At 41.3% G+C, this 12,003-nt stretch carries 15 protein-coding genes and 1 riboswitch; of the genes, 6 read left to right on the top strand and 9 right to left on the bottom strand.

The window, feature by feature from the left end; genetic code table 11:
• The first annotated feature begins 19 nt into the window (after nucleotides 1–19).
• Nucleotides 20–214, top strand: coding sequence for a hypothetical protein (locus J7I90_RS26960; RefSeq protein ID WP_214774961.1), 195 nt, complete (start codon nucleotides 20–22; stop codon nucleotides 212–214).
• On the opposite strand, the gene J7I90_RS26965 is transcribed toward J7I90_RS26960, so the two are convergent.
• From J7I90_RS26965 to J7I90_RS26980, 4 genes are all read right to left on the bottom strand, one after another.
• On the bottom strand, nucleotides 211–834 hold the full coding sequence (locus J7I90_RS26965) for a hypothetical protein (protein ID WP_214774962.1): 624 nt from the start codon (nucleotides 832–834) through the stop codon (nucleotides 211–213). The genes J7I90_RS26960 and J7I90_RS26965 overlap by 4 nt on opposite strands.
• Nucleotides 835–1,163: 329 nt before the next feature.
• Nucleotides 1,164–1,931, bottom strand: coding sequence for an arylamine N-acetyltransferase family protein (locus J7I90_RS26970; RefSeq protein ID WP_214774964.1), 768 nt, complete (start codon nucleotides 1,929–1,931; stop codon nucleotides 1,164–1,166).
• 199 nt (nucleotides 1,932–2,130) lie between these two features.
• Nucleotides 2,131–3,111 (bottom strand): NAD(P)H-quinone oxidoreductase, encoded by a 981-nt coding sequence (locus tag J7I90_RS26975; RefSeq protein ID WP_214774966.1) that lies wholly within the window; start codon nucleotides 3,109–3,111, stop codon nucleotides 2,131–2,133.
• A gap of 180 nt (nucleotides 3,112–3,291) precedes the next feature.
• Nucleotides 3,292–4,137, bottom strand: a complete 846-nt coding sequence (locus J7I90_RS26980; RefSeq protein WP_034305265.1) for a manganese catalase — start codon at nucleotides 4,135–4,137, stop codon at nucleotides 3,292–3,294.
• Between the two features lie 266 nt (nucleotides 4,138–4,403).
• Between J7I90_RS26980 and J7I90_RS26985 the strand changes: the two genes are divergently transcribed.
• From J7I90_RS26985 to J7I90_RS26995, 3 genes are all read left to right on the top strand, one after another.
• Entirely contained in the window at nucleotides 4,404–4,922 is a 519-nt protein-coding gene (locus tag J7I90_RS26985; protein ID WP_214774968.1) for a DUF2243 domain-containing protein, read from the top strand.
• Complete coding sequence (locus J7I90_RS26990) at nucleotides 4,912–5,694, top strand: cytochrome c oxidase assembly protein (protein ID WP_214774970.1); 783 nt, start codon at nucleotides 4,912–4,914, stop codon at nucleotides 5,692–5,694. Before J7I90_RS26985 ends, J7I90_RS26990 begins: the two co-directional genes overlap by 11 nt.
• Before the next feature lie 111 nt (nucleotides 5,695–5,805).
• Complete coding sequence (locus tag J7I90_RS26995; protein ID WP_034305272.1) at nucleotides 5,806–6,171, top strand: carboxymuconolactone decarboxylase family protein; 366 nt, start codon at nucleotides 5,806–5,808, stop codon at nucleotides 6,169–6,171.
• Nucleotides 6,172–6,228: 57 nt separating this feature from the next.
• Here the strand turns inward: J7I90_RS26995 and J7I90_RS27000 are convergent, their stop codons facing one another.
• Complete coding sequence (locus J7I90_RS27000) at nucleotides 6,229–6,861, bottom strand: spore coat protein (RefSeq protein WP_063577311.1); 633 nt, start codon at nucleotides 6,859–6,861, stop codon at nucleotides 6,229–6,231.
• A gap of 178 nt (nucleotides 6,862–7,039) precedes the next feature.
• On the opposite strand from J7I90_RS27000, the gene J7I90_RS27005 reads away from it, so the two are divergent.
• Together J7I90_RS27005 and J7I90_RS27010 are read left to right on the top strand one after the other, a co-directional pair.
• Entirely contained in the window at nucleotides 7,040–7,183 is a 144-nt protein-coding gene (locus J7I90_RS27005) for a hypothetical protein (RefSeq protein WP_214774972.1), read from the top strand.
• A 98-nt stretch (nucleotides 7,184–7,281) separates the two neighbouring features.
• The gene (locus J7I90_RS27010) at nucleotides 7,282–7,782 is read left to right on the top strand and encodes a DUF3231 family protein (RefSeq protein ID WP_214774974.1); all 501 of its coding nucleotides are present in this window, start codon (nucleotides 7,282–7,284) and stop codon (nucleotides 7,780–7,782) included.
• Nucleotides 7,783–7,863: 81 nt separating this feature from the next.
• On the opposite strand, the gene J7I90_RS27015 is transcribed toward J7I90_RS27010, so the two are convergent.
• From J7I90_RS27015 to J7I90_RS27030, 4 genes are all read right to left on the bottom strand, one after another.
• A complete protein-coding gene (locus J7I90_RS27015) occupies nucleotides 7,864–8,034 on the bottom strand; it encodes a hypothetical protein (protein ID WP_214774976.1) in 171 nt (56 codons plus the stop codon).
• A gap of 22 nt (nucleotides 8,035–8,056) precedes the next feature.
• Complete coding sequence (thiC, locus tag J7I90_RS27020) at nucleotides 8,057–9,838, bottom strand: phosphomethylpyrimidine synthase ThiC (protein ID WP_214774978.1); 1,782 nt, start codon at nucleotides 9,836–9,838, stop codon at nucleotides 8,057–8,059.
• 135 nt (nucleotides 9,839–9,973) lie between these two features.
• Nucleotides 9,974–10,088: riboswitch (TPP riboswitch) on the bottom strand.
• Between the two features lie 118 nt (nucleotides 10,089–10,206).
• Entirely contained in the window at nucleotides 10,207–10,995 is a 789-nt protein-coding gene (locus J7I90_RS27025) for an HAD family hydrolase (RefSeq protein ID WP_214774980.1), read from the bottom strand.
• Between the two features lie 150 nt (nucleotides 10,996–11,145).
• Nucleotides 11,146–11,691, bottom strand: coding sequence for a histidine phosphatase family protein (locus J7I90_RS27030; RefSeq protein WP_214774982.1), 546 nt, complete (start codon nucleotides 11,689–11,691; stop codon nucleotides 11,146–11,148).
• Nucleotides 11,692–12,003 lie beyond the last annotated feature (312 nt).

The raw sequence follows: 12,003 nt of genomic DNA on the forward strand, positions 1-12,003 counted from the left end.
CCCATCTTACCAATTAAATATGCAGAAAATATGGAGTACACTCGTGACTGAATTTAACCTGATGGCGTTCTGGATAAAAGTGAACAGCCATCGAGCGTGGTTTAACGAGGAAAAAGAATGGTTTAGTGATAGCGGTTATTTGAGGTATTCAATCCTGCCGGGTGCTTGGAAATCAAGCAAGAAGGACTTGGTCAAAAGTCCTTCCTCTGTCTAGTCTTCTAAAGTTGATTGTTCGATTTTTTGCATGATATGTGAAAGGTTCATGGAGGCATGTTTTTTATAATCCCTGCCTATGGATTTGAATAACCCTTTCGCTATACCTATTAACATGATTTTCGTATGTCCATCCGAAATAATGGACTTATTAGGGAAACTTGATTCAGCATGCGCACCGCCAATTTTATTAGCTGTTTCCTTAATAAAATCAATGACTTTAATTTCCTGGGTTTTTCCTTCGATATCGATTTTATAGATAATTTGATTTCTCCAAAGCTTTAGCTCAATCCTTTGTTTAGTATAATCGAAGAGTTCTTCCGTAATATGATCATGATCATTGCTTATTTGATTGGAGTCTTTAATGGGATACAATTTCGGGTTAGGATTGATTTTCTTTATTAATGATTGGTCAATTGTGACCTTTTCCCGCTTTATGCGCGTATTTTTCGTTTCACATAGAATCAGCCTTAACTGTCCGGCAATTATATTGTTGAATTCTTGTAATCCAAAGAATTCAACAAGCATTACACTATATTCCAAAATGGTGATGGCTTCATCGAATTTTCGTTTAGCAGCTGCATTCGATCTAGTAAAAACCAATCGGTTCTTCTTCTCCATATCCTTCTCACCCCACTGAATTCGAATCTATTGAATAAATAGTAAAACATCCATAATGGATGTTTCAGACGTAGACAAATTCGTAGAAAGCCAGTTTGCCTACAGTTTTCAAGTGTTCTCAGAAATTCGCTCCTTTTCCGCCAAAAAGCATCCAGCGGGTTCTCTACCAGCCAACTATTCGGCAGGAGTGTCGCAAATTAATATTGTAATAGTTTTCTAAGTCTTGCATATCAATGACATCCTATGGAATGACCATTCTATTCATAAAAATCTGTCGAGGATGGACAATCTTTCGATAAGGAGGCCTTTGATATTCAGATTTTTTTCCATTATCTATCGAAGTGCTGTTTCATTAACTCTTTAAATCGTTTTCCATCAATTTCTTCTTTCGTCACTTTTCCATTTTCCCACTGTGTAAAGGAAGTATCGGTTAAAGTGATGTTCCCGCTGTTTGTCAAACGGGTGATTAATGGATGCTTATTGAATGGCGATTGGGGATTTTCCCTGATGATCGTTTGGACCTCATTAAGTTCCGCTACATTTCCCACGGGTTGTGAAGAATCGAAAGCATAGCCTATTCTCCAATCGCGATCTTTATGTTTCAGTTTTAATTCAAGGATATGATCTCCATGATCGGTACTTTCTTTTTTTATCCTGAATTCGCCATTTCGGGAAACGACCGTTTTTCCGTTCAACGGAACTGGTTTTAAAGGCAGATTCCCGCCAAAACCCGTATCGATCAAATAGGTTTGGCTATCATGGTTCAATAGAATGGTGACATGTGTCCTTCCTATGGTCATCCACCCCTGATTATAGATGACACCACGAACCAAAGATACATCAAAGTCATTTTCCAGCAGGAAAAAATAAAGGGCTGAATTCAATTCATAGCATAATCCCCCCTCATTCCTCACGAGGACTTTGTTTATGATATTCGCTTTATCGATATCACTCAGATGGGATGCCATGATGGATAAGTTTTCAAAAGGAATGGTTTTCGCTGTCTTATCCAGAATTTCGTCTAATTTCTCAAATGTCAGTTTCACATCTTCCTGGAGCCCAATTCTTTTCCTGAATAATGCATTCAATTCATTCATTAAGATTCCCCCCTTAGACAGATACCGGCGAAGCGTATCTTGACTTTGTATATATTCATTATACTTTGTCCATATTTCTTCCTTCAATCAATCTGCCATCAGCTCCACCTTTTCCTCATCACCTGAAAGGAGGTCGCCCAATCATGTCTTAATCCTGGGCAACCTCCCCCATTCCTGCACCGAGGCAGTTTTTCTTTAATCATTCATTTACCTGTAAGATGATTTTACCTACATTCTTATTCGCTTCCATATGTTCATGCGCCCTTTGTACCTCTTCAAAAGGGAAGACATGGTCCACGATTGCCTTGATTTCATTTTTGCGGAACAATGGCATTGCCTTTTTAACGAATTCTTCCGTTAACTCTTTTTTATATTCATCACTCCGGGGAGTTAGTAAAGTGCCTTTTAATTGAACTCTTTTTAAGAGAAGTTCCATCAGGTTCACCTTCTCGACTACAGTTCCGCCTAGAATGCCTATCAGCACCCATCGTCCATCAGTTTTTATGCTATTAAGGTTTTTCTCCCAGTAAGAAGCACCGATGAAATCCAGGATAACATCCACTCCTTGATTATTTGTAGCTTTCAGGATTTCCTCATCAAAAGGTTGTTCTTTATAGTTGATACAGATATCCGCTCCTAGTGAGTGACAGAAATCCAATTTTTCCTTTGAGCCGGCTGTAGTGATGATTTTCGCTTTTGTCAGTTTTTTTGCCAGTTGGATAGCTGCAGTGCCTACACCGCTTCCGCCAGCATGAATCAATACCGTTTCTTGATCCGTCAATTCACCTAACCAAAACAAGGTTTGGTACGCAGTCAAGAATACCTCAGGTATCGCTGCCGCTTCTTCAAATGACAGGTTATCCGGAATCTTCATTGCACGATCAGCCGGCATCAAGGCATATTGAGCATAACCGCCGCCGTTTACAAGGCCCATCACCCTCGTCCCCGTTTGTATATTTGCACCTTCCCCTGTTTCCACCACTTCCCCAGAAACTTCAATTCCCAATATTGGATTGGCCATATAACCGGATTTTCCTTCCCGGGAAACAATATCCGTTCTATTTATCGCAGAAGCTTTCACCTTTATTAATATTTCCCCTTTACCGGGCACAGGCTTTGAAAAATCTTTTAATAGTAATTGTTCTGCACCACCCGGTTCTTTAACCACTACTGCTTTCATTTGCCCCACTCCTTACCATTATATTAGTGACCATCCCTTTAAAATGGTTTGTCTTGAAGATGGAAACTATCCTACTCCAAAAAATATCCACAAGCAAATAATTAGGTTTTGCAAACAAGATAGAATAAAAAAAGCCGATGTCCCTTTCAGGGCCATCGAGCTTTTTTTGAAAAGTTTATATTATCTTTTATTAAGCGATTGACTTCTATCCAGGTCATGATGCAATTGTGCTGCGGGAACCTTAGGGTTAGGAATCTGTCCTTTTGCAACTGGTTCAGCTACATAAACAAAATCTCCCGTACCATCTGGGGCGCTTCCTGTTGCCCACAGGCCATCCGCCGATTCATTACCTTCCGACAAGTTCCAGAATTCGTACGCTTCCGGTTGAGATTCCATTTCCGCTTCCGGTGGGAATGATGCGGGAACAACCACGCCATTTTTTTCTTCAAGTTCTGCAATGGCCGCCATCCATTGATATTGGTGGTAACGATCACGGGCTAACATTTTACGGAAGGTAGCACGTACCCCTTCATCTTTGGTCATATGATATAATCGGGCCACTTGAAGTCGTCCTTGGCTTTCAGCATGAAGATTCGATCGCATGTCCGCTAATAAATTTCCGCTGGCTACGATATAAGATCCGTTCCAAGGCACCCCATTCGAGTTGGTTGGCAGTCCGCCAAGACCGCTTACGAGCAAATGCTGGGGATTGATACCACCCATGATCGCTGCTGTTGCAGGATCTTTTGCGGCTTCTGCTTGATCTTCCGGAGAAGCGCCATCAAGCAATTGACTAATGAGTGAACAAAGCATCTCTACATGTCCAATTTCCTCTGTACCGATATCCATCAGCATATCTTTGTATTTTTCTTCTCCACGGCAGTTAAATCCCTGAAAAAGATATTGCATCATGACAGTCATTTCCCCAAACTGTCCACCTAACACTTCCTGAATTTGACGGGCAAGCATCGGATCTGGTCGATCTACCTTAACTTCAAATTGCAATTCTTTTTGATGGCGAAACATATTAACTCCTCCTTTTTTTATATGATGTACGGTTTTTTATTACCCGCCTGTACATGCTTGAAACCATAATTCAGTTATAATGAACAATCATTGGAAAAAATTTACATACCATTAACATTGATGACCGAACTAAAAAGCCAAGGATTTTCTTTGTGTTATGAATCGCTCAAAAAATAAGATTTATAAAAGGTCCATTTACCTGTCTATAACTTTAAAATACAGGGTAAAGTAGAAAGAACCATATAAAGGTAAAAGGAGGATGGTAAATGGTTTTCAGGCCTCGAAATCAAAGAGATCAATCCATTTCAGAATTACGTTATACTTATTCCGCTCGTAACCTATGGTCCGGTTTTCTATTCGGGATCGGATTGGTTGCATTCATCGATGAAGCCATCTTTCATCAACTATTACATTGGCACCATTTCTATGACAAGTCCACATCCAATATTGGGCTTGTCTCGGATGGTTTATTTCATGCCCTTAGCTGGTTCGCAACGGTCGGGTCGTTATTCATGTTCGCTGACCTTCGCCGTCGAAAGGGATTATGGATGAAAAGGTGGATAGGGGGAGTTTTGCTCGGGGCAGGTTCTTTCCAGTTATATGACGGAATCATCCAGCACAAGCTCATGCGCCTCCATCAAATCCGTTACAATGTCGATATTTTCCCATACGACTTGACTTGGAACATTGCCGCCACAATCATGATCTTGACCGGCATTACCCTCGTCATTCAAACAAGGCGTAGCTTACTTAAAATGAAAGAAGACGCCAGCAATGCACAGTAATGGACATATTCATGATAATGGAACTGGTTTTGAACCGATTTTATTGATGCTACTCATGCTGGTTTTAGTGATTTATATCGCATCTGTCATGATTTCGAACCGCCGCTATAAAAAATGGCCATTATACCGTACCTACTTTTGGATTCTTGGCACTCTCTGTGCAGCCTTTGCAATCATAGGCCCAATAGCCAATCGCACTCATATGGACTTCACGGCGCATATGGTCGGCCATTTACTGCTTGGAATGATTGCACCCATCCTGCTTGTGCTTGCTGCACCTATTACGCTTGCACTGCGAACACTTGATGTACAATCAGCAAGACGCCTTTCAAGGGTGTTGAAAAGTTGGCCGCTGCGCTTTATAAGCAATCCAATCACTGCCTCCGCGCTTAATATTGGGGGGCTTTGGATTCTTTATACGACCGGTTTGTACGGGTTGATGCACCAGTATGCCCTTCTGCATGCATTAGTGCATTTTCACGTATTCATAGCGGGCTATCTATTCACTGCGTCTATGATTTATATGGACCCTACGCCCCACAGGTTCAGCTTCATGTTTCGAGCTATCGTATTTACAATTTCACTGGCCGGACATGATATCCTTTCTAAATATATTTTTTCCCACCCGCCAAGCGGAGTCACCAAGGTACAAGCGGAAAATGGCGGAATGTTAATGTACTATGCCGGTGATGCGATTGACGTTGCACTTATATGCCTCCTTTGCTATCAATGGTTCAAAGCCACCCGGCCCAAGGGGTCACTTGCCTTGTAGGAAGGCGGTTCCATGATTACTTCGGTAAACTCCTGCGTTTCTGTTTAATCGTCCAACATTTAGCTCATACTAATTTTTGATGAAAAAATTTTGGATGGAGCTGAATGAAAAATGGAATATGAAGCGAATAATTCTACTGAAAATGCTCTTCGTGATTATAAAGCTGGAATCGGTGTCTTTACGCATAAAATGCCAGATCTTGCTGAGAAATTCAATTCGTTTACGGAAGAGTGCTTTAAAGAAGGTCAATTGTCCAAGAAAGAAAAACAGCTTATCGCACTAGGAATAAGCTTATATTCACAAGATGAATACTGTATTATCTATCATACAAAGGGATGTCTTGATCAAGGCTGTTCCGAACAAGAAATTCTTGAAGCCATTGGTGTGACCGCGGCATTTGGCGGAGGAGCAACCATGAGTCAGGCTGTTACCCTCGTCCAGGAGTGCATTCAGGAAATAAACCAGATGAAACAATGATAAAGAAGGGATAGGAGAATTAGTCCTATCCCTTCTTTATGTTCTTAATAAATGCTTTTAATGACTCATGTTGTTGTTATTTCCTTGTGCCGGTGCATACGAATTCATCATTTGCTGCATATCCTGCTGTGCAAGCTGCGGGACTTGGTAATAATGATGTTTGTTTTGATATATCGAAATCTCATAGGCCATTTCAATGCAGTTCGGAACGGAATCCGCAAATACGCGGCGAACAACCGGATTCGTTATTTCAAGCGCTGCCATCGCCTTCATGGATGCTGCAGACTTAACAGCTGCAAGCATCAAGCCTGAAATGCATTCATCCGTAATTTCCGATACGGATTGCAAAGGTTTCTTTGGCTGAGTCGGTGTCAATCCATATATAAAATCGTTACCTTGATTCATTTTGTAGCTCTGAGTCGGTTTAGAAGGATCCTGGCCCGTTTGGAAGCACTCCAATGAAATATTATATTCATCTTGGATGAACTGATATTGCCGGTCCAGAATGTCGAGTAATTCCTGATCTTGGACATGCTGACGCAAAAGAGTATACGTGTTTAAAGTACCGATCGCTCCCGACAGCACTTCATGTACATCGAATACTTCGTGACCACCGTGATTCAATTGTGGGGGGATGGCACCCGTTTGCATGTTCTGGTGTACTTGACCTTGTTGATATTGGTTTTGCATTGTATTTCCCTCCTCATTTTATCAATCAAGCGAACACGTTTAGTATGTTAAACCCCAACCGGATTATTCAATCTAAACTCTTCCAAGAAGACCAATAAACTGCTGCATCATTTTTTCTGTATAAAAAAACCGTAGCGCTTTAAACTATAAACAGTTTTAATACATGGGAGGATTCCTAATGACACATCAATGCTTCTATTGTAGTGATGTCACGGAAGAAAAAAATATCCATATAGTAGCATTTCAAGTTACTGACACGGATAGAAATGAAATGCTCTGTGATGAATGTTATCAAGAATGGCTGCAAGGAATAAAAGGGTAAGCATTAAAAGCCCTCTAACATTTCCCAAACACAACGTTGCATGCTTGGATGAATTCAGGGTAACTTAAATGCGTTAATGAATTTCAAGGAGGATGGTTATGGGAATTTTAAGCGGAAATCCGAAAGATGAGCCTATGCATTACGGAGAGGTATTTGGAACATGGGCATTTCTGACCACTACAAAAGGGTTGATTGCATGTCATCAAACCATGCTTAATCATACTGGCGACAAGGACCTGCATAAATTGCTAGTAGAAGTGATCAATCAAGGGAAACAGGAACATGACCAACTTGAATCATTATTAAAAGAAAATAACGTAGGACTGCCTCCATCACCACCTGAAAGGCCTAAAGCTAACTTGGAGGATATTCCCGTCGGGGCACGTCTTCAAGATCCTGAAATCTCCGCTTCAGTATCAATCGATATTAATGCGGGATTAGTTGCTTGCAGCCAAATGATGGGTCAATGCATCCGCGAAGATATTGCACAGATGTTTGCGCAATTCCATACGAATAAAGCTGCATTGGGTGCCGACTTCCTAAGATTGAATAAGGAAAAAGGATGGCTTGTCCCTCCTCCTCTTCATATTAAAAAATAAGTATGTAAATAGATCCCCTTAATCATGTTTTGTGATTGAATGTTCAACATGATTAAGGGGATGATGACGATTAAGGAATCATTACCATTGAAGACTTTCGATCAAGTGGCACTTTGTACATTGTTGACTATAATCATTTTTGATAAATTCATGGTTACAATTCTCCCGAAAAATGTTCAGCTCCCTTTTCAGCTGCTCCAATTGAATTTCCAACTGTTTCATTTCAACTTTTATCTGGATTACTCGATTCATCGAATTCTCCCTCTCGTCGGAATCATTGATAGATTTTCCCATCCGTTTTCCTAAATTCATTCGCTTTTTCTTTAAGCCCTTCATCGATTACCGACTCAAAACCCAGACCCTTTTCCTTCGCCAAATCACGGATGTCCTGAGAAATTCTCATACTGCAGAATTTCGGTCCGCACATTGAACAGAAATGGGCTGTTTTAGCACCTTCTGCCGGAAGAGTTTCATCGTGATATTCAACCGCCCTTTCAGGATCAAGGGAAAGATTGAATTGATCTCTCCAACGAAATTCGAATCTAGCCTTCGAAAGGGCATCATCCCGTTTTCTTGCCTGCGGATGGCCTTTTGCAAGATCAGCTGCGTGTGCTGCAATTTTATAAGTAATGACCCCTACCCGAACATCCTCTTTATTCGGAAGTCCTAAATGCTCTTTCGGTGTCACATAGCAAAGCATGGCCGTTCCAAACCAACCAATCATGGCTGCACCAATCGCAGAAGTGATATGGTCGTATCCAGGAGCTATATCCGTCGTCAAAGGTCCCAGGGTATAGAAGGGTGCTTCTTGACAGACTTCCAGCTGCTTATCCATATTTTCTTTAATCAAATGCATCGGTACGTGACCGGGTCCCTCCACCATGACTTGAACATCGTGCTTCCAAGCAATCTTCGTCAATTCGCCAAGTGTTTCCAATTCCGCAAATTGTGCCTCATCGTTTGCATCTGCAATGGATCCCGGACGGAGACCGTCACCTAATGAGAAAGAAACATCATACGTCTTCATGATTTCACAAATCTCTTCAAAGTGGGTATAGAGAAAACTTTCCTGATGGTGGGCCAAGCACCATTGTGCCATGATGGAGCCTCCGCGTGAAACAATACCCGTAACTCGCTTTGCTGTCATGGGGATGTATCGCAAAAGCACACCAGCGTGTATGGTGAAGTAATCGACACCTTGCTCAGCCTGCTCGATTAATGTATCCCGGAAAACTTCCCAATTTAAATCTTCCGCCACCCCATTCACTTTTTCCAATGCTTGATATATCGGAACCGTCCCAACCGGCACAGGTGAATTCCTGATAATCCATTCCCGCGTCGTGTGAATATTCTTTCCTGTGGAAAGATCCATTATGTTGTCTGCACCCCATCGTGTAGCCCAAGTCATTTTCTCCACTTCAGCTTCGATCGATGAACTGACAGCTGAATTTCCAATATTCGCGTTTATCTTCACGTGAAAATTACGTCCGATGATCATGGGCTCACTTTCAGGATGGTTAATATTTGCCGGAATGATTGCCCGCCCGCTAGCTACCTCTTCCCTTACAAACTCAGGGTCTACATTTTCCCTGATCGAAATGAACTCCATTTCTGGAGTAATGATCCCTTTGCGGGCATAATGAAGCTGGGTTACGTTTTTCCCTTTCACTGCACGCAATGGTTTTCTTTTCAACCCCGGAAAAACTTCGGCATTGGATTGTGACTCCACTTTTCTATATCCGTTATCTTCGGGCTTTATTTCACGCCCTTCATACTCTTCAACATCTTCCCGTTCAAGAACCCAGCTGCGTCTAATCGGGGCAAGGCCTTTATGAATATCAATCGGATATTCTGAATCCGTATAGAAGCCGCTTGTATCGTATACACGTAAAGGCGGATTCTCCTCTTCTCCGAATGCCCCAGTCGTCGGACTTAGCCCAATTTCACGCATAGGTACTTTAATATCGGGCCTAGATCCCTCAACATACACTTTTTTACTCCCGGCAAAACTGGACATAATTGAAACGTTCATGTCATTTACTGAATTACTCTTCATGATTTCATTTCTCCTTTTTAAGTTCATTTAAAAAGGACGAAATCCAATCCATTTCGCACGAAAAAGCCAGGTCTCATATTTAAGACCCGGCTAACGTTAGTATGACTACAGAAATGACCAATTGAAAGGTCATCGTTTAGTAGATTCTAACTTCCCCACGCTGGTATGAACCAGATCAGGTCCTGAGGGTTAAGAAGCTTAAGCGCTTCTCTCTCAGCCCAACTTTTATTGGACACCCCTAGTCTGAAAATAATTTAATTGATTACAGGGTAACTATATATCACCCTTTTCATTCTGTAAATAATTTGAAAGACCTAATATTTTCTCTGCAATCATCTAAAATTTGTTATTTGGAGGAGGAGCGCGAATTAATTCCCCAGGCTCTCAAGGATAGGGAAAAGCTCCTCTAAATGCTTGATTTCATAGGTTGGAAGCACTTCATTCCGTTCCTTATCATGGCGATTTATCCAGACCGACTTTATGCCTACCCGTGATGCTCCAAGGATATCGGTCATTAAATTATCGCCGACCATCAATACTTCATCCTTATCAAGCTCCATGATTTCCAAAGCGTGCTCAAAAATGGAGGCATCCGGTTTACCTCGTCCAAATGCGCCTGAAATCACGATTTGGTCGAAATAAGGAACCAGTTCAGGTGTTATTTCAAGTTTGGTATTTTGCAGCTCAGGAGATCCGTTCGTAAGCAACAGCAATTTGTACTTCCCTTTTAATTCATCCAGAACACGGAATGTTTCTTCATAGATAAATGGCTTTTTGCGTCTTTCTGCCGGGAAACGTTCTGCCAGTTCAAGCCCAAATTCCGGGTCATCGATCCCTAATGCCTTCAAGCCCCTCGTCCACGCTTCTTTCCGATAAGCCGGTACAATCCCGGCAATCTTCCGGAATTCATCATGATCATCCTGAAAATTCCCCCATAGTCCCTCAAATGGATTGATTCCGATCATTTGAGTGAATGCATATGTATCATAAGAAGAATAAAGATCACGCGCTTCCTTCCGCACCGCTTCTTCAAACTCGTCGACATTCAGACCATATTTCTCCTTGGCAACTTCGCATGTGGCCACAAAAGCCTCTTTTACACTTTTCTGATCCCATAGTAATGTATCATCTAAATCAAAAAAAACTGCCTTCAGCAAAATGTCCACCCCTCTTTCCCCAATATTGAATTCGTAAAAATTACACTATTACAATAATAAACCACAACTAATAAAAAAAGAATAACTATTCGGAAAATGCATGCCCTTTCTTCGCAAAATGGCTTACCTTTTCCGGTCAGAATCATATATTCATTTCCCTTTTCTACTTTCAAATACATACAGTTTTCCATTACTGGCAATTTTGAACTTTGGACCGGTGAACCCACGTCGGATCAGCTCTTTCCTCATATATACCATGAGGGCGGCATGACTCACGATCAGGACATTCCTTTCCCCCTTTGCAAAGACTTCATCCAATACTTTATTGATTCTTTGCTCAGCAAACTTAATTTCCGCCCTTGTCTCCTTGTTGATCACCGAGCAGCAGCGAATCCAGATGGCCCAAAGGATGAACGGCAGCTTAATCCTTCCTCTCAGAGGGGGAGAAGGTATTTCCCGCAGCTCCTCCATCCGATGAACCGTGCCTGGAAAGATGTGTTCCGCTGTCTTGACGGCTCTCGACATATCACTACAATAACATTCCTGCCATTCCTCCACGCCAAATAAAGTCGTTCCATAAATAATATCCGCTGCATCATAGTCCACAAACCATTGCTTCATATCATCCGCCGTCACAGATTTCCCAGTAGGAAATTCATGTGCTACCTTAAAATGCCGTACCAAACCAATTTTCATATATTCTCCTTTTTATCTTTTAAAATATTCATTTCTATTTCTTATAAAATCCCTTAACAATATATTAACCTATGTAAAGTAATATAATAAATGCAAGTTGAAATCATTAAAACCTAATCAAAGGTTTTCCATATTTTGCAACTGATTATGATACGGAAACATATCATGGCCATATGTAAGGATCGAAAAAAGAGAAAGCATATTGGTATTATCCCCTTCAGGTAGACAGAGAAAAAAGAGAACATGATAAAATGTTCTTAACTGTCAATCTGGAGGGGATTTTTGTATGGCAAAAAAGGGGCAAACGTTTCA

The organism is Bacillus sp. ISL-57, assembly GCF_018613135.1.
Classification (GTDB): Bacteria; Bacillota; Bacilli; order Bacillales; family DSM-1321; genus Peribacillus; species Peribacillus frigoritolerans.